Source organism: Vibrio sp. 10N.222.54.E6, assembly GCF_041473955.1.
GTDB lineage: Bacteria > Pseudomonadota > Gammaproteobacteria > Enterobacterales > Vibrionaceae > Vibrio > Vibrio tasmaniensis_A.
The window spans coordinates 1-26,323 of sequence record NZ_JBFRTD010000029.1 but is presented as its reverse complement, the minus strand read 5'-3'; the positions used below and the strand labels follow the sequence as shown (position 1 = coordinate 26,323).

22 protein-coding genes and 5 tRNA genes are annotated in these 26,323 nt (G+C 43.8%); 16 read left to right on the top strand and 11 right to left on the bottom strand.

Annotation, left to right across the window (positions count from 1 at the left end; all coding sequences use genetic code 11):
* The first annotated feature begins 225 nt into the window (after positions 1–225).
* Both AB4513_RS17205 and AB4513_RS17200 read left to right on the top strand, forming a co-directional pair.
* The gene (locus tag AB4513_RS17205; protein ID WP_102257962.1) at positions 226–3,009 is read left to right on the top strand and encodes a copper-translocating P-type ATPase; all 2,784 of its coding nucleotides are present in this window, start codon (positions 226–228) and stop codon (positions 3,007–3,009) included.
* Positions 2,999–3,439, top strand: coding sequence for a DUF411 domain-containing protein (locus AB4513_RS17200; RefSeq protein ID WP_029223113.1), 441 nt, complete (start codon positions 2,999–3,001; stop codon positions 3,437–3,439). The genes AB4513_RS17205 and AB4513_RS17200 overlap by 11 nt, the downstream gene beginning before the upstream one ends.
* Before the next feature lie 249 nt (positions 3,440–3,688).
* Here the strand turns inward: AB4513_RS17200 and AB4513_RS17195 are convergent, their stop codons facing one another.
* Positions 3,689–4,402 carry an oligogalacturonate-specific porin KdgM family protein gene (locus AB4513_RS17195; protein ID WP_009848608.1) on the bottom strand — a complete coding sequence of 238 codons (714 nt, stop codon included), beginning with the start codon at positions 4,400–4,402 and terminating at the stop codon, positions 3,689–3,691.
* 536 nt (positions 4,403–4,938) lie between these two features.
* Entirely contained in the window at positions 4,939–7,593 is a 2,655-nt protein-coding gene (locus AB4513_RS17190) for a beta-N-acetylhexosaminidase (protein ID WP_102257963.1), read from the bottom strand.
* A gap of 404 nt (positions 7,594–7,997) precedes the next feature.
* Between AB4513_RS17190 and AB4513_RS17185 the strand changes: the two genes are divergently transcribed.
* Complete coding sequence (locus AB4513_RS17185) at positions 7,998–8,885, top strand: TraB/GumN family protein (protein ID WP_102257964.1); 888 nt, start codon at positions 7,998–8,000, stop codon at positions 8,883–8,885.
* Positions 8,886–9,006: 121 nt separating this feature from the next.
* Positions 9,007–9,429, top strand: a complete 423-nt coding sequence (locus AB4513_RS17180) for a hypothetical protein (protein WP_017099139.1) — start codon at positions 9,007–9,009, stop codon at positions 9,427–9,429.
* 392 nt (positions 9,430–9,821) lie between these two features.
* Here the strand turns inward: AB4513_RS17180 and AB4513_RS17175 are convergent.
* A tRNA-Pro gene (locus AB4513_RS17175) sits at positions 9,822–9,898 on the bottom strand.
* 255 nt (positions 9,899–10,153) lie between these two features.
* Between AB4513_RS17175 and AB4513_RS17170 the strand changes: the two genes are divergently transcribed.
* The 3 genes from AB4513_RS17170 to rluF all read left to right on the top strand — a co-directional run bounded on the left by AB4513_RS17170 (position 10,154) and on the right by rluF (position 12,360).
* Positions 10,154–10,294, top strand: coding sequence for a DUF3149 domain-containing protein (locus tag AB4513_RS17170; protein ID WP_004736246.1), 141 nt, complete (start codon positions 10,154–10,156; stop codon positions 10,292–10,294).
* 167 nt (positions 10,295–10,461) lie between these two features.
* Entirely contained in the window at positions 10,462–11,043 is a 582-nt protein-coding gene (gene smrA / locus AB4513_RS17165) for a DNA endonuclease SmrA (protein WP_009848720.1), read from the top strand.
* A gap of 177 nt (positions 11,044–11,220) precedes the next feature.
* The gene (gene rluF / locus AB4513_RS17160; RefSeq protein WP_017097594.1) at positions 11,221–12,360 is read left to right on the top strand and encodes a 23S rRNA pseudouridine(2604) synthase RluF; all 1,140 of its coding nucleotides are present in this window, start codon (positions 11,221–11,223) and stop codon (positions 12,358–12,360) included.
* Positions 12,361–12,467: 107 nt separating this feature from the next.
* Here the strand turns inward: rluF and ybaK are convergent, their stop codons facing one another.
* The 8 genes from ybaK to hemA all read right to left on the bottom strand — a co-directional run bounded on the left by ybaK (position 12,468) and on the right by hemA (position 20,792).
* Positions 12,468–12,941, bottom strand: coding sequence for a Cys-tRNA(Pro) deacylase (gene ybaK / locus AB4513_RS17155; RefSeq protein ID WP_017099628.1), 474 nt, complete (start codon positions 12,939–12,941; stop codon positions 12,468–12,470).
* A gap of 118 nt (positions 12,942–13,059) precedes the next feature.
* Positions 13,060–14,721: a bifunctional UDP-sugar hydrolase/5'-nucleotidase UshA gene (gene ushA, locus AB4513_RS17150; protein WP_029223112.1), complete on the bottom strand. Its 1,662-nt coding sequence runs from the start codon at positions 14,719–14,721 to the stop codon at positions 13,060–13,062.
* 549 nt (positions 14,722–15,270) lie between these two features.
* Positions 15,271–16,125, bottom strand: a complete 855-nt coding sequence (gene kdsA, locus AB4513_RS17145; RefSeq protein ID WP_012603393.1) for a 3-deoxy-8-phosphooctulonate synthase — start codon at positions 16,123–16,125, stop codon at positions 15,271–15,273.
* Positions 16,126–16,147: 22 nt separating this feature from the next.
* Positions 16,148–16,957, bottom strand: coding sequence for a SirB1 family protein (locus tag AB4513_RS17140; RefSeq protein WP_017097592.1), 810 nt, complete (start codon positions 16,955–16,957; stop codon positions 16,148–16,150).
* A 27-nt stretch (positions 16,958–16,984) separates the two neighbouring features.
* The gene (locus tag AB4513_RS17135) at positions 16,985–17,368 is read right to left on the bottom strand and encodes a SirB2 family protein (protein WP_009848726.1); all 384 of its coding nucleotides are present in this window, start codon (positions 17,366–17,368) and stop codon (positions 16,985–16,987) included.
* Between the two features lie 169 nt (positions 17,369–17,537).
* Entirely contained in the window at positions 17,538–18,410 is an 873-nt protein-coding gene (gene prmC / locus AB4513_RS17130; protein WP_102257965.1) for a peptide chain release factor N(5)-glutamine methyltransferase, read from the bottom strand.
* A 5-nt stretch (positions 18,411–18,415) separates the two neighbouring features.
* A complete protein-coding gene (gene prfA, locus AB4513_RS17125; protein ID WP_009848728.1) occupies positions 18,416–19,504 on the bottom strand; it encodes a peptide chain release factor 1 in 1,089 nt (362 codons plus the stop codon).
* A 28-nt stretch (positions 19,505–19,532) separates the two neighbouring features.
* The gene (gene hemA, locus AB4513_RS17120; RefSeq protein WP_102257966.1) at positions 19,533–20,792 is read right to left on the bottom strand and encodes a glutamyl-tRNA reductase; all 1,260 of its coding nucleotides are present in this window, start codon (positions 20,790–20,792) and stop codon (positions 19,533–19,535) included.
* Positions 20,793–20,952: 160 nt separating this feature from the next.
* Between hemA and lolB the strand changes: the two genes are divergently transcribed.
* The 9 genes from lolB (at position 20,953) to AB4513_RS17075 (ending at position 26,275) form a co-directional block, all read left to right on the top strand.
* Complete coding sequence (gene lolB / locus AB4513_RS17115; RefSeq protein WP_102257967.1) at positions 20,953–21,600, top strand: lipoprotein insertase outer membrane protein LolB; 648 nt, start codon at positions 20,953–20,955, stop codon at positions 21,598–21,600.
* Positions 21,597–22,472, top strand: a complete 876-nt coding sequence (ispE, locus tag AB4513_RS17110; RefSeq protein WP_102257968.1) for a 4-(cytidine 5'-diphospho)-2-C-methyl-D-erythritol kinase — start codon at positions 21,597–21,599, stop codon at positions 22,470–22,472. The genes lolB and ispE overlap by 4 nt, the downstream gene beginning before the upstream one ends.
* Positions 22,473–22,499: 27 nt before the next feature.
* Positions 22,500–23,444, top strand: a complete 945-nt coding sequence (locus AB4513_RS17105) for a ribose-phosphate pyrophosphokinase (protein ID WP_012603389.1) — start codon at positions 22,500–22,502, stop codon at positions 23,442–23,444.
* Between the two features lie 371 nt (positions 23,445–23,815).
* A complete protein-coding gene (gene pth / locus AB4513_RS17100; RefSeq protein WP_010439162.1) occupies positions 23,816–24,406 on the top strand; it encodes an aminoacyl-tRNA hydrolase in 591 nt (196 codons plus the stop codon).
* Between the two features lie 10 nt (positions 24,407–24,416).
* Positions 24,417–25,508 carry a redox-regulated ATPase YchF gene (gene ychF / locus AB4513_RS17095; protein WP_029223110.1) on the top strand — a complete coding sequence of 364 codons (1,092 nt, stop codon included), beginning with the start codon at positions 24,417–24,419 and terminating at the stop codon, positions 25,506–25,508.
* A 280-nt stretch (positions 25,509–25,788) separates the two neighbouring features.
* A tRNA-Met gene (locus tag AB4513_RS17090) sits at positions 25,789–25,865 on the top strand.
* A gap of 67 nt (positions 25,866–25,932) precedes the next feature.
* Positions 25,933–26,017, top strand: a tRNA-Leu gene (locus AB4513_RS17085).
* Positions 26,018–26,046: 29 nt separating this feature from the next.
* Positions 26,047–26,121: transfer RNA gene (locus AB4513_RS17080), tRNA-Gln, on the top strand.
* Between the two features lie 77 nt (positions 26,122–26,198).
* Positions 26,199–26,275, top strand: a tRNA-Met gene (locus tag AB4513_RS17075).
* Positions 26,276–26,323: the final 48 nt, after the last annotated feature.

Genomic DNA, 26,323 nt, shown 5'->3' with positions numbered 1-26,323 from the left:
TCACCACCGCTTAAATCTACAATCAGTAGTGAATGATTAATGCGCTGATCTTGTACGAAAGCTATCGTAGAAGGAGCAAACCAATAGCTCAAGCACATGTCAAATGCTCTAAAACGGCAAATTCTCGCCACGCTCGCGATAAACCTCATCTATTCCATCACTCAATATTCCAGCAAATATCAAATTCTTGAATTTATGTTTGACCTTACCCTTACGGGAAGGTTTATGTTAGGCGTAGATGAGAATTGGAGTATCGATATGAACCATTACACAGCTATGCTCAACGGCCTAAATTGCATGGGTTGTGCGAAGAAAGTTCGCACACTGTTTGGCGAATTCGACAACACGACGATCAATGATATATCGCCGACCCACATCGATATTTCTACTCCTTTTAATTACGTTCAACTCAACCAACAGTTAGCGACGCTTGGTTATAGCATGGGCAATAAACTGCACCTTTCGTTATCCGGTCTTAGCTGCGGTAAGTGCGTGAACAAGCTGACACAAGCGCTTGAGCAGACCGAGCAAATCTCAGACCTAGAAGTCAGCAAACATGAATTGTCGTTGGTTAGTCTGCTTTCAGAATCCGAGCTTATTGAGCTAATCGAAAGTGTGGGTTATCACGCAACTCCTTACTCTGAAATTAATGAGCCTTTATCTAATAAAGAATCAGAAGACGATAAAAAAACAGTGCCCGTGGAACCGACACAAGCTAAACCTGCGGCTAGCCAATATACCTATCACCTTGTTCTTGAGGGAATGACGTGTGCGAGTTGTGTTTCTTCGGTAGAGAAAGCTCTGAAAAAGAATGAGTTCGTCGACCAAGCTCAGATCAACCTCGCCGAACAGACAGCCTTAGTCTTCACATCTGAAACACGTAGCGTCATCGAAAGCCCTCTCATAGAATCGGTAAAAACCGCAGGTTATGGTGCCGAGTTCGTTGATGACGCGGCAACTCAACAACAAAAACAGCAAGAACAACAACTTCGTACCCAAAAAGCTTTCCTAAATAATTCAGTAAGCGCGCTACTTATCGGTGCTCCGCTGATGGCGTGGGGTCTGTTTGGTGGCAGCATGACTATTGCTACATTTAACGACCAATTGGCTTGGGGCTTAATAGGTGTTGTCTGTTTGGTACTGCTTGCGACCTCAGGACGCAGCTTCTTTACTAACGCTTGGCAATCACTGATGCACAAGCGTGCAACCATGGATACGTTAGTTGCTTTAGGTACTGGCGCAGCATGGTTCTATTCAATGTTGGTTGTGCTTATTCCATCATGGTTCCCAGAACCATCGCGCCATGTCTATTTTGAAGCGAGCGCAATGATTGTTGGCCTAATTTCTTTGGGTCACTACATTGAAGCCAAAGCCAAAGCTCGCACCACTAAGTCTTTGCAGGCGCTGATTAACTTACAGCCTCAAAAAGCGGTGGTTATCGTCGATGGCAAAGAGCAAACCATCGCTGTAGAAGCCATTCAAGTCGGTATGCAAGTTCGAGTGAAGCCAGGAGAAAAAGTCCCTGTCGATGGTGTCGTGGTATCTGGCGAATCTTATATCGATGAATCGATGCTGACTGGCGAACCGCTTCCCAACGTTAAATCGATTAATGATGGCGTTTCAGCAGGTACCATTAATGGTGATGGCAGCTTAATCATTGAAGCTACGGGGATTGGCTCAAGCACCATGTTGACTCGAATCATTCAGATGGTTCGCCAAGCACAAAGCAGCAAGCCTGAGATTGCGAAGCTTGCCGACTCTATTTCTGCCGTTTTCGTACCAGTTGTGGTCGCGATCGCAGCCATTGCCGCCCTAGTTTGGTTTTTTGTTGGACCACAACCGAGTGCAAGTTACATGCTAGTGGTATCAACAACAGTGCTAATCATCGCCTGCCCATGCGCATTGGGCTTAGCGACACCGCTCTCTATTACTGTTGGCGTTGGCAAAGCCGCTGAGTTTGGTGTTCTGATCAAGGATGCAGATGTGTTGCAATCTGCAAGCAAAATTGATGCTGTCGTATTTGATAAAACAGGCACCCTAACCCAAGGTAAACCAACCGTTCAGCAGGCCTTTTATGGCGACTTATCAGAACAAGAACTGCTGGCTTACGCCTATTCGGTAGAGGTAGGGTCAGAACACCCATTAGCGAAAGCCGTTTGCCAATATGCTGAGAGCTTACAAGTTTCAGCACTACCCCACAGCGAATTTGAAAACCAACGAGGGCTTGGGGTACTGGCAATAATTAACGGCAAGAACGTGCAAGTTGGCTCGCTTAAGTTCCTAACCCAATTAGGTGTCAATACAGACATTGGCGCGGATTTCATCGAGCTTTGTCGTACACAAGCATGGACACCCATCTTCGTTGTAATCGATCAAAAACTGGAAGGCATATTTGGCATTTCAGACTCGTTAAAAATAGATAGCAAACAAGCCATTGCTCAACTAAAATCCGCCGGAATTCACACCGTACTATTAACGGGCGACAACGACTCTGTGGCTCAAGCAATAGGTAAAAACGTCGGTATCGACGAGGTTATCTCGGAAGTACTACCAGAGCAGAAAGCTCAGCATATTGTTCAGCTTCAACAACAATATAAGAGCGTTGCCATGGTAGGAGACGGTATTAACGATGCACCAGCTCTTGCTCAAGCGGATATAGGAATCGCAATGGGCAGTGGTAGTGATGTGGCGATTGAAAGTGCGCAAATGACGCTGCTGAACTCGTCGCCACTGTCTGTGAGTAATGCGATCGAGCTATCCCAGGCGACCGTGAGAAATATGAAGCAAAACCTGTTTGGTGCCTTCATCTATAACTCGTTAGGTATTCCAATTGCGGCTGGTGTGCTCTACCCATTTTTTGGATTTTTACTTAGCCCTGTCGTTGCAGGCGCTGCGATGGCGATGTCATCAATCACCGTAGTCAGCAATGCCAACAGATTAAGATTGTTCAAACCCACTCATTATAATATCAACAAAAACCAAATTCATGAGGTTCACCATGATTCGTAAAGTTATGACTCTTACTGCACTCGCTGCAATTTCAGGACAAGCTCTCGCTACTAATGTACTAAACCATAAGTCTCCATATTGTGGCTGCTGCACAGAATGGACAGAACACATGCAAGACGCAGGTTTCGATGTCACAGAGAAACTCCATGATGACATGAACCCAATCAAGCAGAAGTTAGGAGTAACGCCAGAACTGGCTTCTTGCCATACGGCAGAGATCGACGGTTACGTATTTGAAGGGCACATTCCTGCAGAGGACGTGAAAGCCTTTTTAGAGAACCCACCACGCAATGCGATTGGCTTGGCGGTTCCAGGCATGCCAATGGGCTCTCCGGGCATGGAGTATGGCGATAAGAAAGACGAGTATTCTGTGTATGCGTTTAACGAGAAAGGTCAGGTGTTTGAATACCGTCATTACAACGGAAAATAGAGCGTAAATAGACCTACGAACAGTAATAAAAATAGAGCCTAGCATTAAGTAAACCCAAGACTGTGGTTTACTTACTAGGCTCTTTGCTTTTGGACAGTAAAGCAAATCTTGTCGCGGCACCAACCGGGCTGTTAGTACCACTATGTTTTCGTCGCTAGTTAGCAAAAACTCTATTTAACAAAAAAGCTAATTAGCGAAGAAACTCACTTGGCTAATAATCTAATCGATTAAGCAGCCAAGTGAATCAGCTTAGAAGCCGTAAGATGCACCGAATACGAATGCGTTGTTTGTTTTAGACGCGCCGTTCGCGAAATCAACTCCGTTAGCTTGGCTACGGAATTCGAAGTAAGGTTGAACACCTTGACGAGTCCATGTTGCACGAAGCTCGTGATCCATAGCTTCAGCATCAATCATGTATACGTTGTTGTAGCTCAGCGCTAGGTCTTCGTTTACAGAGTAAGCAATGCGGTTATCCATGCGGTAATCAGTGTCTGCATCTGCAGAAGTGTCATCGATGTGTGCACGAGTACGGTTACTAATAGAGATACCGTTATCGAAGTTGTAGCCAATTTTAACCAATGGACGGAACTGAATGCTCTCGCCAGCAGAGAAGACATGTTGGTAACCCGCAGCAACCCATAGGTTGTCAGTGATATTGAAAGCTTGCTCACCACCAACAGTGATGAATGCATTTGCTTGACCAGTTGTTGCGTCGCCACCAGTTTCAGCAGCAGTTAGACCTTCAAGGTCGCCAAGTTGGATGCCATCAAACTCAGTGTAAACAGTTAAACCGCCTAGAGAGTTGTCAAACGTGTGGCCAGCTTCTAGAGTCGAAGTCATATCAGAACCGTGGATACGGCCATCGTCGTGAAATTGGATATTACCTGTAACGTAAGAAGAACCAGCGAAAGCACTAGAAGCGAAAGCTAGAGAAAGTGCACTTAGAGCGATAATTTTTTTCATAGTAAACTGCCTTAGTTTAAATTTTTCAGCGACATATCTTCGGTATATCATTCACCTTCGCCGCTTGAGTAATTGGTAGCCTCCCTGGCATGAAATCTATCTTGCTCGAATTAATTTACGCTTCAAAATAAAAGGGCAAACAGAGTGATCTCTCTCACCATCAAAAAAAAGAAAGTTATTTAAACCTAACAAATCAATAACTTAAAAACATAAAAATAGATAAAAAAAGAAACCCAATAATCAAAACGGATCAAGGTCACGTTATTTCACGGCGTAAAATTAGATTCAGTTATTTCAATCACACCTGATTTATAGTTTTTTATGGCGGACTTATTTTTTGAAGAGAAGAATGAGAAGTGCGTCACTTTTGCGATGAAGCTCACCTTATGTGCATTGTTGACGTTATAAACAAAGGTTATTTCTATATGTTTCAGTTTAAGGAATGTACCGAACTTAGTTTGGACGAAAAAAAAGCTCCCACTTTTATCTGAGTAAGATAATAGTTAGGGAGCTCATCTATTAATGTTGCTTATCGATTATTTCACCGAAGTCACTCGACTTACTTTCTCGCCACTTTCAGAGATAGAGCGGATGTAAGTTTCGCCTGAAACCGAAGGACGTTGTTGCTCATCGTACGTTAACCAGTTTTCACCATCCGCTGAGTATTGAAGCTCTACGCCAGGGAATTGAACGTTCATCGCTAGCTTGCCATCAATAACTTTTGCCCCCGGAACTGGTAGTCGGTAATCAATACCCGCTTTCTCAAGCTTAGCCAGTTCACGTTGACCAACAATATTCGCGAAGCGATTAAAGTCGTTGTTTAAAGACTGCTTATTTACTAGGTCGGTATCTTGAGAGTATTCAACGCCCACTTTGTAGTCGTTTTCCCAATCAGCTCTGTGCCATGCGCGCTCTGCTGCTGCAAGTACGCGAGGGAACACCATGTATTCATACTGCTCGTCGGTACGTACTGTTTCAGACCAAAGCTGTGCAGACAAGCCGTAGAAAGGTTTTGCTTCAATCTCGCCTTTACCAGTGAAGCCATTGCCGTCACGGTCTAATGAAGTTTCCGCGTTTTGTGGCATGTTTTCTGGTGCGAAGCCAAACATCTTACGAGTATCCGTTGCACGCGTTGCCCAGTAGTAACCTCGCTCTGCTGCGTCAACTTCGTATGGCATATCCATGTATACGTAATCTGGGTTAGAGACAATCACGTCATAACCTTTCGCTGACCAGTCGTACACTGATGAAGTGCCGCCCCAGTAAAGAACGTCCCAGAAGTTAACGCGAGTCGTTTCAGTAGCGAAGCCAGATTCACCCTCTTCCACATACTTCAAGCCATCTTGCCAAGCTTGGAAGTGAGGAATGCCTTTGTCTGCAACAATTTTTGATACTTCTTTTGCAAAGTAGCCAGGCAGGTGACCAAAATCACTCACTGAACCATCAGCAATCAAAGACTGACATTGTGGAGACTGTTGGAATGGCTTGTCTTGCTTGTCTAGCTCAATGTTACCTTTCCATGCCACTTTGTCTTGAGCATCAACATCTTGAAAGCCTGCGCCTAGCTTGATGTTTTTCGCTTCATCACCACCAAAGTGCCAAGTCGTTAGCGGCATACCCGCTTCATTGTGCATTGCTGCAATTTCAGTAATCACTTTATCAACAAAGCGAGTCGATGATTCCATACATGGGTTGATGAAGCTGTGCTTATCGTAGAACTGAATAGTCGTCACGTTTGACGTATCTTGTGGATCCATCAAGCGATATTCACTTGCTTCAGCTTCTTTGCCTTCCGCCATTAGGCGAGTGTAACGCGCTTCCATTGATACCACAGCAGAACGAGCGTGTGCTGGCATATCAATTTCTGGAATTACTTCGATGCTGCGCGCTTTTGCGTAGCTTAAGATCTCGACGTAATCCGCTTTACTAAAGAAACCAGAGCCAAAGTTGTCTGTTGTTGGACCTGAACCTAGCTGAGGCAGTAAACAGCTTTGCTCTTCCAAATCAAAACAACGATTAGACCCTACATCCGTTAGCTCTGGTAAACCTGGGATTTCTAAACGCCAACCTTCATCATCCGTTAAGTGAAGGTGAAGTTTATTCATCTTGTATGCAGCCATTTGTTCTAGCGTCGCTAGGATGGCATCTTTTGAGTGAAAGTTTCGAGCAACATCCACCATCACACCACGGTAATCAAAGCGTGGTGCATCTTTGATCGACAGTTGTGGTAGTGATTCAGCGTTCTGACTGTCTATTAGGCCAAAAATAGACTGAACTGCGTAGAAAGCACCTGTTTTATCAAACGCTTTAATCGCAATCCCCTCTTCCGAGATGCTTAGTTCATAAGCGCCAGATTTTGCTAAATCACCCGTAAACTGAGTAGGAACAACGGCAACACTAACAGGTAGGTCGCCACTCACATCTACGTTTACCACATCTGCACGTTCTTCAATTGCAGCGAACTGCTCAGCATCGAATGCCTCTTTAGGTAGGGCAATACCACCAGCAATACTCACTGAACCTTCACCCGCTTCTACCGACATTGGGGTTGGTAAAAGCGTTGTTGAAACGTCTTGCGTTGCTAGATCCGCATTCTTTTCGAAACGCGTAACCGCAGTCGCCATGACATTGTTGTCATCAGGTGTACGCTTAAGGTTGTTTCCTTCCAAACCTGTTACGAACGACGCGACATCTTCAGTATTCAATGAAGCAATCATCTTAGGTTCTGCGTTTGGCGCAGTTACGAATGCACCCGGCATAAAGTCAGTTTCAAACAGTTGCCAGTACTCACTCGTTAACGGAAGAATCACTTCTTCACCAGCGGCAAAACCATCGAACTTATCTGTAGGTTCTAGTTTGTGTAGGTCACCCGTTACACGAGTGATTTTAAATTGTTCGTTATCAACATCTAAAATAAGGCGAATACTATGGAAGTAGATAGTCCAATCTTTCGAATCAATCGCTTCACCGTCATTGGTCAGGGTCATGTTCACTTTATTACATGACGCCCACTCAGCACCTAGGTCCTGACAAGCCATGCCTTCATTCGCACCGTGATTGGTTAGAATTTCATATTGCACATCAAGGTTATCAGCCAGTGCATTAACCACCTGTTGCTCAGGTGCTTGCGTTACAGCACAACCCGTCAAACCAGCCAGTACCGCTACAGATAGTAAGTTTCTCTTCAACATCGTATTCACCCATAAATTTAAAATTGAGTCAGAAGCAAAGTGGAGCGCTTCGAAAGTTAGATAAACTATATGGGCTTATTTTTTGCTGTGAATTAAATCAGGTTAATAAAGTGATCGGCTTCAAATCTCAAAAACACTGATAAAATTAATTATATTAAAATCATAAAGTTACAACCCACGGCACTTCCGTCATTTTTATTTTGACGTAAAAACTGAGAATTGAATCACAATCTTTTTAAAGGATTTCATAAAATCGTGTTGTTGGTAGGGAGAAAGGTTTAAGAGTTTGTTCGTGTTGTTATACTTTTCGTACAAACAACGTGACATCGTTCTCAAAAAAAACCGTTAAAAAACGCCGTCAAAATCAATTTTAACGAGTTCATATCTTTTAATAGGAGCTTTCCTTGCGCACATTTTTGTACGTAACTTTATTCGTTCTCGCATTTTCAGCCAAACAAGCTGCGGCCGAGCCTCTTTATTGGCAAGCCAAAAAGGATGATCTGACGCTTACTATCTTAGGTTCTGTGCACGTGGGAGACGAGAGCATGTACCCACTTCCTTCGGCAATTACCGACGCGCTAAAAAACAGTGATGGCTTAGTTATCGAAACGGATATCAGAAAGTCTGATGACGTTGTATATCCCCGCAACAAATTCACTACAGCCGATGTACTCAATGAAGAACAGCTGCGATTATTAACCGACATCTCAAAATCATTGGACATGCCGACGCAACAACTGCTTAGCTCACCGCCTTGGGCGACATCTCTTTCTATACAGATGCAGCAGTTAAAAAAACTCGGTTATGGCTCCGCCGGCGGCGTTGATGCGACGCTAGCTTACAAAGCGACTATCCAAGATGTTCCCGTTATCAGCTTAGAGCCGCTTCAATTCCAAATAGACCTGATGACAAAACAAAAGGACGACGGTAAGGAGTGGTTAGTCAGTAGCCTTGAAGAGTTTGACCAAACTGATCGTGTGGTTCATTGCTTAATCGAAAGTTGGAAAGCGGGTGATTTAGCGAAGCTGGAAGCTTTCGCAGAGCTGTCTGAGATGTCACCTGAACTAGAGAAAGCATTTTTAACCGATCGCAATATAGACTGGGCAAACAAACTATCCGCCAATGATTGGAAACTTGACTCGAAAGATAGCTACTTAATTGTGGTTGGCGCCTTGCACCTAATAGGAGAAGGTAACTTATTGCAGTTGTTAGAAGAGAAAGGTTTCAATGTCACTCAACAATCACAAAGCCAACAGGCCCGGTGTCAATTTGAGACTAGTGACGACAACTAACTAAATTCGATACCATGACCTTCTCATAATATAACCATTACCTAATAACTGAATCATTACACTTAATTGCACCATAACGGTGTTATTATCTTTCGCTCTTTTTATATACGGTGTTGTTCTCATGAAACTAGTACTCTTTGCTTTACCTTTAGCCCTAGCGATCCTCACGCCTACGGTAGTGACGGCTAAAGAAACTTGTACCATCGAACAGTTTCAGGCGATAGACATTCAACCGGATACAAAAGGCGGTGTGTTAGATAAAGAAAGCGGCCAGTTTCTGATCACTGAGAAGCCACCGATGCGCTGCGCCAATATTACGTTCATTACATCGACGACACGCAACCGTATCGCGAGCCAAATGAATAGAAAATTTGAAGCGAGCTTTTACGATGGCCAAACGAGTAACTCTCACTCGGTGACGTTTAATGAAGATGAAATACAGGCGGGTTACATTCGAATTGGTCGAAATAACCCTGTTGAAGCGTATGTTTGCTTTGTTACTTCAGAGACGCCAATCAAGAACATCACGTGTGATGTGAAGTAAACAGATTTTCGGCTGGCTTATTGAGTCAATCCTTTCTCTATGCGGGATGTTTAGAACAACAAGAGATTTCCGACTCACTCCTTCGTCGCTCTAGGGAATGACACATATACCAAAATGCAAAAAAGCCGTAGCCCCCTCTATTACGAGAGTGCTACGGCTTTCTTCAATGTGGCAGTGAAGATCTTATTTTGAACATCAGGCGAACCCCACTTTGGTTCTAATCCTATTTCCAACGCTCTAAAACGACGAAAGCCTGCTCAATGAGCAAGCTTTCTTAATGTGGCCGGTGAAGAGCTTATTTTGAATATCAGGCGAACCCCACTTTGGTTCTGATCCTATTTCCTATGATCTAAAACGACGAAAGCCTGCTCATTGAGCAGGCTTTCTTAATGTGGTCGGTGAAGAGGGATTCGAACCCCCGACCCTCTGGTCCCAAACCAGATGCGCTACCAAGCTGCGCTATTCACCGAGATATCTAACTGGCTGATTGCCTGTCGATGAAGCGTATAATACGGATTCTGAGTTTATCCGCAAGGGCTTTTTTCACTCTTTTTTACAATATCGAATCGTTCGAACAAAAGACGTACAAGTGAAATGCCAATGTGACGAAAAACACACAGTTACCAACAAGTATTTAACTTATGAAACAGGATTGATCCAGATCAGTGAATTGATAACACCAGTTAATACACTAACTCGTGTCATATAACTTTGAGGTATACACATGGACTTTTGGCTAGAACTCCTATTTGGTAATGCGGTGGGGCTATCTTCAATGATAGTAATATTCGGGGCTCTGGGTCTCATGATGTTCTATGGAGGCTTCTTCATCTACAAAGTTATGACTGAAAAATCTCCTCACTAGAATCGCTCAGCCTAAATCATCTACTTTTAAGTATCATTTTCTTTAGGTAGATGTAAAAACGCTTTGCACCGGAGCCGACTTATTGTCTTCTCCGGTTTTTTCATTTTTAAACCCGGCCTCAACTTAGGTATACTTACCTTATCCTTATCCAACTTGAGATACACACTATGTCTCATGATGACGACTTAGATCTATTCCAAGAAATGATGGGCGATGTTAAACGTATCGACCATGACACCGCCGAACACCAGAAAGTACACCGAGTCACAGAATCTCACCTTGCTAAGCGTGAAGCCGCTATGTGGCTGTCTGACGACGAGAAAGACTACTTATCATTAGACTACTCTCCAATGATCAAACCTGACGATGTCATTGCTTATAAAAAAGATGGCGTACAAGAAGGCGTATACAAAAAGCTGCGCTTGGGCAAGTATCCAATTCAAGCCAAACTCGACCTTCACAGGAAAACACTGAAAGACGCTCGTAACGAAGTACTCTCATTTTTACGCCAGTGTTTAAGAATGGATGTTCGCACCGTTATCATTGTCCACGGTAAAGGTGAGCGTTCGAATCCACCAGCAATGATGAAAAGCTACGTGGCAAATTGGCTAACACAAATTAATGATGTTCAATGTGTTCATTCAGCTCAGCAATTTCACGGTGGTACAGGTGCGGTCTATGTCATGCTCAGAAAGAGTAATGACAAAAAGCTAGAGAACAGAGAGCGCCATCAAAAGCGCAGCAGTTGATAAGTTGAGATAGATAAGTAAGCTAATAGCGGTCTTGCATCAAGAGCGATATTTCGTGCCTAGACTCACACCAAGTGCTAAAATTGTCCTCAGTTAACGAATCCCAACTCAAAGCAACTATTCAGAGGTTGCTTTTTGTTTATCTATATTTCCGTTGTGAAACGCTAAGAGAATATCATGTCACAAGAATCCCAAGCTAAACGCCTTAATAAATACATCAGTGAAACTGGTTTTTGCTCACGCCGCGAAGCCGACAAACTCATTGATGCTGGCCGAGTTACTATTAACGGTAAGATCCCTGAAATGGGCACTAAAGTCTTGCCTGGTGATGATGTTGAGATCGACAATAAACCTGTTCGTTCAAGAGAAAAGCCGATCTACATTGCTCTTAATAAACCAACAGGTATCACCTGTACTACTGAGCGTGATATTCCAGGCAACATCGTCGACTTTATAGGTCACCACAAACGTATATTCCCTATTGGTCGTCTAGATAAGCCTTCTGATGGTCTTATCTTCTTGACCAACGACGGCGATATCGTAAACAAAATCCTACGTGCAGGTAACAACCACGAAAAAGAATACGTGGTTCGTGTAGATAAACCTATTACGACTGAGTTCTTAAAGCAAATGGGCGCTGGCGTTCATATTCTCGATACTGTTACCTTGCCATGTAAGGTAGAGAAAGAGACCAAGTTCTCGTTTCGCATCACATTAACGCAAGGCCTTAACCGTCAGATTCGCCGTATGTGTGAAGCGCTCGGTTACGAAGTATTTAAGCTACGCCGTGTTCGTATTATGAACATCTCATTAGACGGTATTCCTAACGGAAAATGGCGCTACCTGAGCGACGAAGAGATTAATGAAATCTTGGCGATGTGTGAAGGCTCAGTAAGTACTGAAGATGCGTCAAAAATGAACGCGAAAGGTCAACGAATTCGTAAAGCAACTGACGCGAAACTTTTTGATAGCCGTGAAGAGAACCAAACTTCAACAGCGCGCCGTAATCAAAACGAGAACCGTACTCGCACTTACCGCGGTAACAATGCGGATGAATTCCGTCATGCGCCTAACTCAAAGCGTGGCCGTAACTCATCGAACGGTGAAAGCGGTGGCGGTGGCAATACCGAAAACTGGAAATCAAACTCTCGTTCAGAGCGTTCTAATTCAGATAAAAACCGTTCGGATCGCAATCGCACAGATCGCGACAATAACGAACGTCGAAGCGGTAAACCGACAGACCGTAGTCAAGATTCAAACAGGCCGAACAAACCTGCACCGAAACGTGTTGGTGGTACTTTAGGTTTGAAGAAATAGTCAGAATCCTTTCAAACGGGACTGTCGATAAAGAAACGCCCGCTAGATTAGTCTAGCGGGCGTTTTTATTTGTGATCATGTACGTTTATCGTTATGGAAAGCACAAGCTACAGGCATAGTTCAGCAAACTGACCACGCGTAAGTAGTACTAAGTCTTTCGGATCTAGCTCGATCTCTAACCCTCTCTTCCCTGCACTCACACATATCGTTTCAAAATCGGTAGCGCTGGAATGAACAAAGGTAGGTAATGCTTTTTTCTGACCAAGAGGACTGATTCCTCCCACCACATAACCTGTCGTTTTCTGAGCAATATCTGGATCAGCCATCTCTGCTTTTTTACCTTTCGCTGCTTTAGCTGCAAGCTTAAGGTTTAACTTCTGGTCAACAGGAATAACAGCTACCGCCAAATCTTTCGCCACACCATTCAAGCTGAACAACAGAGTTTTGAATACACGTTTGGGATCTTGACCAAGCGCTTCGACAGCCTCTAATCCATAATTCGTGTTATTTGTATCATGATGATACTGATGCACACTGTGAGCGATTTTCTTTTTCTTGGCGAGATTGATTGCAGGGGTCATAACAAATCCAAACGATAGATAAACAAAAAGCGACGCCGAGGCGTCGCTTTAGTTAAATTTATCATGGTGCTAGAGTCAATCTAATTTAGCACCTAGTGATTCAATTAACTGGGTTCAATTACTTGTAAACCATTTGACCTGAAGGCGCGTACTTGTTCACATCAACAGGGCTGTTTGCTTCTAGGTACTCTTTTAGTACTTCAGCGTCAACAAAACCTGTGTTCACAAAGCCAGGGTGATCAGACAGTTTAGGGTAACCGTCACCGCCAGCAGCGTTAAAGCTTGGTACCGTAAAGCGGTATGTTTCATCTAAACGAAGCTGCTTGCCACCGATGAAGACATTCGATACTTCACCGTCAGCGACAGTCATAGAAATACCTGCAAACTGTGCATAAGCACCTGAATCAACAGGTTTAGTCGCCACTACGTTTAGGTAATCTAGAACTTCTTTACCAGTCATATCAGTGTAAGTCAGGATGTTTGCAAAAGGCTGTACTGTTAGTACATCTTTGTACGTCACATCGCCGGCTTCAATTGAGTCACGAACGCCACCAGAGTTCATCACAGCGAAGTCTGCTTTTGCACGCTCCATGTGAGAAGTCGCAATCAAACGACCCAGGTTAGTTTGTTGGAAGCGAACTACGTTACGGTCACCTTCAAGCTTGCCATTTGTCTCAGCGATTTGAACTTCTAACTGAGCTTGGCCCTGTTCTTGGAAAGGACGTAGGAATTCAAGCAGCTCTGGATCTTGTGCGATTTCATCTTGAATAAGAACGCGTTGCTTCTTGCCGTCAATCTTAACTTTCTTCTTAAGGTTAACGGGAACCAAGTCGTAGCTCACCATCTCTAGTTCGCCATTACGGAATTCGTAATCAGCACGGCCTACGTACTTGCCCCACTCGTGAGCTTGAACGATGTAAGTACCGTTTTGAACGTCTGGTTTACACTCATCACCCGGCTTGAAGTTTTGCTTCGCAACGTTAGGGCCTTCCATACATACAGGCTCTTGAGAGTGACCACCAACGATCATATCTAGATCGCCTTCATTTAGGTAACGAGCTAGTGCTACATCACCCGGAGCATTAACACCACGCTGACCATTTTCGTAGTGACCCATGTGAGTCACAGCGAAGATAAGATCGGGTTTTTCTGTTTCTTTAAGTTCAGCGATCAGTTTCTTCGCTTCTTCTTTAGGGTCACGGAAATCGATACCAGCAATAAATTCTGGGTTACCAATTTTCGCAGTATCTTCAGTCGTTAGACCGATAACAGCAATTTTGATACCTTGCTTTTCAAACATCTCGTAAGCTTGGAATTTACGCTCGCCTGTCGCTTTGTCGTAGATGTTTGCAGATAGCATTGGGAAGTTTGCCCAGTCGATCTGTTTTTGCAGTACGTCTAGTGAGTTATCGAACTCGTGGTTACCTAATGCCATTGCATCGTAACCAATTTTATTCATACCTTTAAAATCAGGTTCTGCATCCTGAAGGTCTGACTCTGGTACACCAGTGTTGATGTCACCGCCAGATAGAAGCAACACGCTACCGCCTTCTGCTTCAACTTCTGCACGAAGTTGGTCAACAAGCGTTTTACGTGCAGACATGCCGTATTCGCCGTATTTGTTCTGCCAAAAACGACCATGGTTGTCGTTCGTATGCAGGATAGTTAGCTTATAAGTTTCGTCTTGGTTCCAATCATGAGCTGATTGAGACGCACATCCAGCCAAAGTAGCTAGGATTGCAGCACTTAGTGCTGTCTTTAGAATAAGGCGTTGCTTCATTGTCATACCTTTGAACTTTTTAGGGGAATCCACTGCTTTCTATAATCCATTGCGACTCCTTGTCTGGAGTTCGAACAATAAGACTTCAACATGACTAATCTTAAATTAACATTCTAAATGTAACACGATGATTTCATATTTATGTCGAATTGGTCACGCATGAATCAACAGTTAAGTGTAACAAAATTATGAGATTACACTCAAACTTCCCCTGCATCACAGGCAATCGTTTACTTATAAAGTGTGATGAATGTCAGCAATTCACTACAAACAGGACAGACCTCACACACCTATACCGCTTTCTTAGGGAATCAGAGGCTCTGTTAACAAGGGGTTAATCGCCTATCGTGGATTGACGCACTGCAAAACAAGTTCGTGAACAGCCAGACAGACAGCTTAGTCATAGCCCAAATAGGCCGAGGCTTCGGTGAACTAAACGGATGTTCCATTAAAAAACGCCCAACTCTAAGAGTTGGGCGTTTGTCTATTACAATCAAATAACGAGTTAACACTCTCTAGTTAATACTAGTGACTTAACATCAGATAAAACTATTTGATTTCGATGTGCTCGAAGCCTTTGATAAGGTCATCAAGTGCTTTCATCTGCTTCAAGAACGGTTCTAGCTTATCTAGCGGTAGAGCTGATGGGCCATCACAACGAGCTTGATCCGGGTTAGGGTGAGCCTCAAGAAATAGACCAGCAATACCCGTCGCAATGCCCGCTTTAGCTAGTTCAACCGTTTGCTCACGACGACCGCCAGATGCAGCACCTGATGGATCACGCATTTGAAGCGCGTGAGTCACATCAAAGATGATTGGGCTACCGTTTGATGATTTCTTCATCACACCAAAACCAAGCATATCAACTACTAAGTTGTCATAACCCATGCAAGAACCGCGTTCACAAAGAATGATGTTCTCGTTGCCACACTCAGCAAACTTATCAACGATATTACCCACTTGATCTGGGCTCATGAACTGAGGCTTCTTCACATTGATAACCGCGCCAGTCTTAGCCATTGCTTCAACAAGATCAGTTTGACGAGCAAGGAACGCTGGAAGCTGGATTACATCAACCACATCAGCAACAGGCTGAGCTTGCGCTTCAGTGTGAATATCAGTGATGATCTTCACGCCAAAGGTATCTTTCAGCTCTTGGAAAATTTTAAGACCTTCTTCCATGCCAGGACCACGGTATGAGTGAACTGAGCTACGGTTTGCTTTGTCGAAAGACGCCTTAAATACATAAGGGATACCCAACTTCTCTGTTACTTTCACGTAGTGCTCACAGATCTGCATAGCTAGATCGCGAGATTCAAGAACGTTCATACCTGCAAATAGCGTAAATGGCTTGTCATTAGCAATTGGCATATTGCCAATGTGAACTGTTTTCTGTTCCATCATATTCTCTCTAAATAATTATTAATTAGTGAACAACCACTATCTTTTCGTTCATGACGTTCACTTGAGATTTTAGTAGCTCAGATGCAGGGTCATCTGGGCATTGGTCGATAAAATATTGATAATCCGTAGCAGCGACCTGATGACAGTCTAGCTGCTGATAAATAAAGCCGCGGTCGCGGATTTCATACGGATCATCCGGCACAAACGTTAACGCAAGGTCGGTACACTTCAATGCAAGCGTATAACGCTCTTCTCGAAGCAATGCACTCTTAAGTAACGCTAGCCACTTACCAATAATCGTTGGGTGGTCAGCAACTTCTAAGTGTTCAGCTTTTACCTTAGCTAGTGGGCCATCATGCCCAATAAGCCATGCTCGTAAAGTTTGCACGCCAACGTACTCGCCGTTGTACGGGTTAATGTATACAGCAGCTTGCCCGAACCAACTCACTTTAAGTAAGAATTGAGTTGGGAAAGACACGCCTTCAACAGGGAAGCCTAACTTGCGACCTAGATAAAGAAAGATCGCACCAAGACTCACTGGAATGCCTTTTTTTCTCTCAAGTACTTTATCGATAAATGCGTTTTCCGAAGAAAAATACGCATCTTTATCCCCAGCAAAACCCCACTCATAAAAGAATAGTCGAATAAAGGATTCAAACTTCTGCTGTTCATCCGTTTCGTTAACCAAAGCAAACTCGGCGTCTTTTAACAATCTCGCCAACTCTTGTTCTGCCCAACTGTCTTGAGTTTCTGGGTTAATCGCTTTATTTAAGATCAATGCACCTTCAGCTAACTCTAGCTGGTCAAAGTCTTCATCAAAAAATTCGTACATAGGTAGTTAACCGAAATAAGGAGATAATTAACCGAAAAATGTTGGTGTCTTCGTCATTGCAATTTTACCTGCCATCGCTAACCAGCCAAGCGCACCAAAGAAAGAGAACACTCTCAGTAGCTTGTTTTTACCTAGCTTAAGCGCAAAGAAGCCCAGTGCGATGTAAGCCATAACACAGGTTAGTTTTTCGGTTAACCAGGGTGCTGCTGGTGTAAATGGAATAAAGCCAGTGATAAAAATCAAACCAATACCCGAAAGCAACAGCAATGAGTCATTGATATGAGGGAAACGCTGTAAGAAAGGATGCTTAAGCTTCGGTGAGTTAGCCATCATAAGAGCGAAACGAATCGAAAGAAGCAGTGCGCTTATAGCAATCGTTAATAGGTGAAAATGTTTTAAACCTTCGTACATGGTATTCCTTTATATTTTTATATGTCTTTCGTTAACACGAGCCACACAATACCCGTTAATGCTCTGTATTTCTGCGTTAAATGCATTATCAAGTTAAGTGTATTTTCGAGTTAAAGGTATCAATTTAGCAAGTTCATCATCTATTGCTCACAAGATGATTAACAGCAGCCTATGAACAGTAACGACCCAATGTCACTCGGTCATTACCACCGTAATCTTTCTCTGTCACAACATCGAGATATCCGAGCGCCTGCATAATCTCACGTACAGCTAAACCTTGGTCGTAACCGTGTTCAAACGCTAACCAACCTTCGTTTTCTAAAAAGCTTCGTGCGTTTTCAGAAATGTATCGAATATCTGCTAAACCTTTCTCTTCAGCAACTAACGCTGTGATCGGTTCAAAACGCACATCACCTTGAGATAAATGAGGGGCATTCTTCTCTATGTAAGGTGGGTTAGAGACAATCAACGAGAACTTCACCGCTTCTTTTTCAGAGTTGGCTAGGTTCAAAGGCTCAAACCAACTGCCGTGTAAAAAGGTGGCGTTGGTGATATTTAATCGCTGAGCGTTTTCTGTCGCAAGTTGCTGCGCTTCCGGACGAAGATCAATCCCCGTCACTGGTCGGTTCGGCATCTCAGAGGCCAATGCCAAAGCAATCGCACCTGTACCAGTTCCTAAATCGAGAATCGCACCTTGCTTGCCATACGTTTTGTCTAACGCCACTTCAACCAAACGTTCCGTATCTGGACGCGGGATTAAAGTAGAAGGAGAGACTTTTAACGGCAGCGACCAAAACTCACGTTCACCAACAATATAAGCCACAGGCTCACCGGTTAAGCGACGTTTTAGAAGGGTATGGAATTCGGATTCTTGTTCTGAAGTGAGATGCTTCTCAGGCCAAGTCAGTAGGTAAGATCTAGGTTTATCTAAGGCGTGACAAAGCAGTACCGCAGCATCAATCGAGGGCGATGTGTTATCGCCCTCTTGAAGCTGTACGATTGCTGACTTTAAAGCACTTTCAACCGTATATGCTGACTGCATAGTAATTAGTTGTGCTCAGCAAGTGCAGCTAGTTGATCGGCTTGGTGCTCTTGTAGAACAGGATCAAGCAGGCTTTGCATATCACCTTCCAGAACTTCGTTCAGGCGGTAGATAGTTAAGTTGATGCGGTGATCAGAAACACGGCCTTGAGGGTAGTTGTACGTACGAATACGGTCACTACGGTCACCAGAACCTAATAGGTTACGACGTGTATCTGAAATCGCGGCAGCACGACGCTCTTCTTCAGCTTGAACGATACGAGCCGCAAGAACAGCCATCGCTTTCGCTTTGTTTTTATGCTGAGAACGCTCGTCTTGACACTCTACTACTGTACCTGTAGGTAAGTGAGTAATACGGATTGCTGAATCCGTGGTGTTAACGTGCTGACCACCCGCGCCAGATGCACGGAAAGTATCAATCTTAAGGTCGCCAGCTTTGATCTCTGGCAGATCCGCTTCTGGAATCTCAGGCATAACCGCAACAGTACATGCTGATGTATGAACACGACCTTGAGATTCCGTCTCCGGTACACGTTGTACACGGTGACCGCCAGACTCGAACTTCATTGTGCCGTAAACAGCGTCGCCACTGATTTTAGCGATCATCTCTTTAAAGCCGCCCTGCTCTGAAACATTGCTGCTCATCACTTCGACGCGCCAGCCTTTTTTCTCGGCAAACTTAGAGTACATACGGAAAAGGTTACCTGCAAAGATCCCCGCTTCATCACCACCTGCGCCGGCACGAATCTCTAAGAAGCAGTTACGCTCATCGTTTGGATCTTTTGGAATCAGAAGAATTTGCAGCTCATCAGTCAGACGTTCAATGTTCGCTTTCGCATCTTTGATTTCTTCTTGAGCCATTTCACGCATTTCTGCGTCGTCTTCATTTGCCATCTCTTCAGCAGCTTCTAAATCTTCTTGAGCTTGCTGGTATGATTTAAAGCACCCCGTCACCTCTTCTAATTGAGAATACTCTTTTGACAAGGCACGGAATTTATCTTGATTCCCAAGTACATCGGGATCACCAAGTAGATGTTGAACTTCTTCATAGCGTTCAACAAGTGTTTCAAGCTTTATTAGAATCGAGGCTTTCATAATGTCTTATTCTGTTGGAGGTCGAATATTATTGAGGGTTTTCTAAGCCCAAACTCTGTCTAATGACCGTTAATTTTGCAGGTTCTCCTTGCTCTGCTGCACTTTGGAGTGCACGCGTTGGAGCATGGATCAATTTGTTTGTGAGCTTGTTACTTAGCTCAAGTAAAACTTTTTCAGGGTCACCGCCAGCGGCAAGTGATTGTAAACTCTTACTTAATAATTCTTCTCGGATTTCATTGGCCGATTTTCGATAGTCACGAATACTGTCTACCGCTTGCAGTGAACGCATCCAACTCATGAATGCTGCACTTTCTTCACTAACGATCGCTTCCGCTTGGATCGCTTCCACTTTACGTTGTTCAATGTTGCCATCAACAATCGACTGCAGATCATCAACGGAATACAGGTAAGCATCATTCAGATCGCCTACCTGAGACTCAACGTCTCGGGGAACTGCAATATCAACCAACAACATCGGTTGATGTTTTCTTGTCTTAAGTGCGGTCTCAACCATGCCCTTCCCAATAATAGGCAGTGGACTAGCGGTTGAGCTGATCACGATATCCGCTCGATGCAGGTGATCGGGGATTTCATTGAGGCTAATCACTTTAGCACCAAACTCTTCAGCTAGCCCTAAAGCACGCTCACGAGTTCGGTTGGCCACAATCATCTTGGTGCAACCATTCGCTGAAAGGTGTTTTGCCACCAATTCAATCGTCTCACCCGCACCTACCAGTAACACCGTTGATTCAGCAATCGACTCAAAGATGTGTTTGGCTAATGTGCAAGCTGCGTAAGCAACGGAAACCGCGCTTCCGCCAATTTCAGTTTCAGTTCGAACACGCTTAGCGACAGAAAATGATTTCTGAAACAGTTTTTCCATTGAAGCATCAACAGATTTGTTATCTCGAGAGTCTGTATAAGCTTGCTTCACCTGACCTAAAATCTGTGGTTCACCCAACACCAGAGAGTCCAAACCACAGGCAACGCGCATTAAGTGCTTAATCGCGGCTTGTTCTTCATGGATGTAGATGCTCGGTTTTAATTCTTCAGGGCTAACTTGATGAAATACAGACAGCCAATCGATCAACTTGTTTTTTGCCACGCCTTTGACGTCACAATACACTTCAGTTCGATTACAGGTAGAAAGTATGACACTTCCATTTACGTGTGCATTTGCGTTAAGTTGCTTAAGTGCCTCAGATAATTTATCTGGACCAAAAGCGACTTTTTCTCGCAATTCAACCGACGCTGTATTGTGATTGATACCTACGGCAAGCAAAGACATGTATCAGAAGTTCTCGATCAGGGAATGGAAACAAGGGGCGAATTTTACTTGATGCATGGCTCTATTTAAAGAGCAAGCGGGATTTGTTTTCCTGAGTTCGTGAATTCAATGCTATAGTTGAGACGTTTTTTAGATAAATTTGAACAAGTTGTGAGCAAATATGAGCAAGCTTCGAAAAATCACGTCTCTTATTTTTTTGACCATCATTATGGTGGGTTGCTCGTCTATCCCAGAACAACCGACCAGCGTTGAGTGGCAAAGTCACCAAAACAGGCTTTTACAGATAGAAAACTATCAAGCTTCAGGCAAGCTCGCTTACATTTCTCCAGAGCAACGCCAAAGCCTAAACTTCATATGGAAGCACTCCCCAAATCAAAGCCAATTAAGACTGACCACTTTCCTTGGTCAAACCGCTTTGAACCTTACAATCGACAGTTTGGGTGCAAAAGTCGTGACTTACGATGATCAAGTATTCACCCATGCAAGTGCATCTGTATTGGTAGAGCAACTTACTGGATTGCAGATCCCCATTGATCACCTACCACAATGGTTCCTTGGCATTCCCGACCAAGCAGACAGCTACCAACTCAACAGCACTAACACGCTTGAATCTCTGTCTAAACAAGTCAGCAGTCAACTGTGGACCCTGAATTTTGCTAACTATCACAATACAGAGATGCCGAGTAAGCAACTATCAGATGAAGACAACGCAAAGGTAGAGACAATTCCCCTCCCTACTCGATTGTCATTCAATCAAGACGAGAACAAAATCAACATTGTAGTTTCGAAGTGGACACTGAAAAAATGATAACAACGCCAACGCACTGGCCTTCGCCAGCTAAGCTGAATTTATTTCTCTATATCACTGGCCAACGCGACAATGGCTATCACGAACTTCAGACCCTATTTCAGTTTGTCGACTTTGGCGATGAACTTACGGTTACCGCAAACCGAGAAACAAGCTCGATAACCATCACACCTGAAATTCCAGGTGTTGCGACAGAAGATAACCTGATTTGGAAAGCCGCAACTGCCCTTCAACAATACACATCGACGACTTTCGGTGCGGATATTGAGTTAAAGAAAGTGCTTCCTATGGGAGGTGGCATTGGTGGAGGTTCTTCAAATGCTGCGACCGTGTTAGTCGCTCTCAACCATTTATGGCAACTCAACCTTTCTGATAATCAGCTAGCAGAGATCGGTTTGAAGCTTGGTGCAGACGTTCCTGTCTTCGTTAAAGGCCATGCCGCCTTTGCTGAAGGGGTTGGAGAACAACTGCAACCCGCCAATCCGGATGAAAAATGGTATCTCGTTGTTAAACCTCAAGTGAGCATAGCAACTGTAGACATATTCACACATTCAGAATTAACTCGAAATACGCCGAAGCGAGCACTATCAACGCTTCTAGAGCAAGAATACGTAAACGATTGCGAAAAAATTGTGCGAATGCTGTACCCAGAGGTTGATAAGCAACTTTCATGGCTGCTACAATACGCGCCGTCGAGATTGACTGGTACGGGTTCATGCGTTTTTGCTGAATTTAGCAGCAAAAAAGAAGCCGAATCAGTGCTAGAGCAACTGCCTGACACAGTTTCCGCGTTTGTCGCGAGAGGACGAAACATTTCGCCTTTAAAAGAAACTTTGGCTGAATACCAATCAGCCCACCCACAATCTATTTAAAACTGGACGCAACCCGAGGTTTCCACCGTGCCTGATATGAAGCTATTTGCTGGTAACGCAACACCTGAACTAGCCCAACGTATTGCTGATCGTCTATACATCTCTCTTGGAGATGCTACTGTAGACCGTTTTTCTGATGGCGAAGTCGCTGTACAAATCAATGAAAACGTTCGTGGTAGCGATGTATTCCTGATTCAATCAACTTGTGCACCAACCAATGACAACCTTATGGAATTGGTGGTAATGATTGACGCAATGCGCCGTGCTTCTGCTGGCCGTATTACTGCTGTAATCCCTTACTTCGGTTATGCCCGTCAAGATCGTCGTGTACGTTCTGCTCGTGTGCCTATTACTGCAAAAGTTGTTGCAGATTTCCTTTCTAACGTTGGTGTTGACCGCGTTTTGACTATCGACCTACACGCAGAGCAAATCCAAGGCTTCTTCGATGTACCTGTTGATAACATTTTCGGCACTCCAGTTCTTCTAGAAGACATGGCTAACCGTGGCCTAGAAAACCCAGTTGTGGTTTCTCCAGACCTTGGTGGTGTTGTACGTGCTCGTGCAACGGCTAAAGCGCTAGGTGATGTTGACATCGCTATCGTTGATAAGCGTCGTCCACGTGCTAACGTTTCTGAAGTAATGAACCTAATCGGTGATGTTGAAGGCCGTGACTGTGTTATCGTTGATGACATGATCGATACGGGTGGCACACTATGTAAAGCAGCTGAAGCGCTTAAAGAGCGCGGTGCTAAGCGTGTATTCGCTTACGCAACTCACGCTGTATTCTCTGGTACTGCTGCAGAAAACATCCGCAATTCAGTTCTAGACCAAGTTATTGTTACCGATTCAATCAAGCTTTCTCCAGAAATGGCCGCGACAGGTAAAGTAACTGAACTAAGCCTTTCTCGCATGCTTGCTGAAGCGATTCGTCGTATCAGCAACGAAGAGTCTATCTCTGCGATGTTCAACTAATCAAAGTTCTATAGCTTTGCTTTAGCAGAACAATCTGAAAAAGATATTAAGCACTTCATTCAATGAAGTGCTTTTTTTATATCTAATACCAATCACAGTAAGTAAGTGTTCAGAAATAGCGCAGGAAAAAAGCTTGAGAACAAGGCGTAATTTTTTGATAAGTAGTTATTCTACAATCAAAAATTATAACGCAGTTATCGAGCATTTTAACCAGCTAGGGTGACCAGTTATTTACTACGATTGGTATAACGACCACAAAGTGAATTTGACCACAGTTTTGAATCATTGAGTTGCTATCAGCTAGCTCGCACCTTTTTCATAAACTGTGATATCATACGGCGCTTTTTGAAATCCCAAGAGAGATCCATACCTTGAGCCAACAAATAAAACTTCTCGTTGGACTGGCTAATCCAGGTCCAGAATACGCCAAAACTCGCCACAATGCGGGTGCTTGGGTAGTTGAAGAATTAGCACGTGTACACAACGTGACACTGAAGAACGAACCAAAGTTCTTTGGCCTAACGGGTCGTATCATGGTTCATGGTGAAGATCTTCGTTTGCTGATCCCAACGACTTTTATGAACTTATCCGGCAAAGCAGTTGCAGCACTGGCAAAGTTCTACCAAATTAAACCAGAAGAGATCATGGTCGCTCACGATGAGTTAGACCTCCCTCCAGGTATTGGTAAGTTTAAAAAAGGTGGTGGTCATGGTGGACATAATGGTCTGAAAGACATCATCAGCAAGCAGGGTAACAATAAAGAATTCTATCGTCTTAGATTAGGCATTGGCCATCCAGGACACAAAGATAAAGTTGCAGGTTATGTATTAGGCAAAGCTCCTGCGAAAGAGCAAGAGTGTATCGAGGCTGTCGTTGACGAATCGGTTCGTAGCCTAGACATCTTATTGAAAGATGGCCTACCAAAAGCACAAAATCGCTTACATACGTTCAAAGCAGAATAAGGTTTATATCATGGGTTTTAAATGTGGCATCGTTGGTCTACCAAACGTTGGTAAGTCAACTCTGTTTAACGCACTGACTAAAGCAGGCATCGAAGCAGCAAACTTTCCATTTTGTACGATCGAACCAAACACAGGTATCGTTCCGGTTCCAGATCTACGCTTAGATGCATTAGCAAAAATTGTTAATCCACAGAAGATCCTTCCAACGACAATGGAATTCGTAGATATCGCAGGCCTAGTTGCTGGCGCATCTAAAGGCGAAGGTCTAGGTAACAAGTTCCTAGCTAACATCCGCGAAACTGATGCTATCGGTCACGTTGTACGCTGCTTTGAAAACGAAAACATCGTTCACGTTTCAGGCAAAGTATCACCTATCGAAGATATCGAAGTGATCAACCTTGAGCTTGCTCTTGCCGATCTAGATAGCTGTGAACGTGCAATATTCCGCAATGCTAAAAAAGCAAAAGGCGGCGATAAAGACGCTAAATTCGAAACTACGGTTCTTGAAAAGCTACTACCTATCCTGACAGAAGGTGGTATGGCTCGTACTGTTGAACTTGCTAAAGAAGAAGTAGCGGCGATCGACTACCTTAACTTCCTAACGCTTAAGCCAACAATGTACATCGCAAACGTTGCTGAAGATGGTTTTGAAAACAACCCTTACCTAGACGCAGTTCGTGAGTACGCAGAAAAAGAGAACAACGTTGTTGTTGCTGTTTGTGCTGCAATCGAATCTGAGCTTTCTGAACTTGACGATGAAGATCGTGAAGAGTTCCTTGCAGACATGGGTATCGAAGAACCAGGCCTTAACCGAGTGATCCGCTCTGGTTACGAACTACTTACTCTTCAGACTTACTTCACTGCAGGTGTTAAAGAAGTTCGCGCTTGGACGATCCCTGTAGGTGCGACTGCGCCACAAGCTGCAGGCAAGATCCACACCGACTTCGAAAAAGGATTCATCCGTGCAGAAGTAGTTGGTTACGAACATTTCATCGAATTTGGCGGTGAAAGCGGAGCAAAAGATGCAGGTAAATGGCGTCTTGAAGGCAAAGAATACATCGTTAAAGACGGTGATGTTGTTCACTTCCGTTTCAACGTTTAATTACCGATAAACATCTAATAAAAGGCCAGTGAATTCACTGGCCTTTTTCGTTTTCGCTCTTTCTAAAGAGCTTCTTATCCAAAACTTAACTTCCTATATATATCGGCATTTGAACCTATTTCTTGCTGACAAATACGCCTCTTTGACTAAAAAGAAACCGAACAGATGTTTATTCGTGATTTATTCAAAAAAAAAGTTGACGGGTTTCACTCAACTCCGCATAATGCGCCCCGTTCACAACGAAGCGGCAACGTCTCGAAATGAGCAACAATTTGGAAATGGCTACTTAGCTCAGTTGGTTAGAGCACATCACTCATAATGATGGGGTCGCAGGTTCGAATCCCGCAGTAGCCACCATTTCCTAAGCACTCTGTTTGTTATTAAACGTATGTCTTTTGACAACAAAGAGTTTTTAGGAAATAAAGCGGTCGTGGCGGAATTGGTAGACGCACCAGATTTAGGTTCTGGCGCCGAGAGGTGTGAGAGTTCAAGTCTCTCCGACCGCACCATTATTTAGATATCTTAAATGATATCCTGTTGGGCTATCGCCAAGCGGTAAGGCACTGGCTTTTGATGCCAGCATTCCCTGGTTCGAATCCAGGTAGCCCAGCCACTATTAAAAGTGTAATTATCTTTAAAAAGATAATGGCATTGGAAGCGAGATTATATTATATTACTTCGCTCTCAGATGGCTACTTAGCTCAGTTGGTTAGAGCACATCACTCATAATGATGGGGTCGCAGGTTCGAATCCCGCAGTAGCCACCATTCTTTCTTTATGAAAGAAAAAGTACAAACAACGTTACATCGAATCAC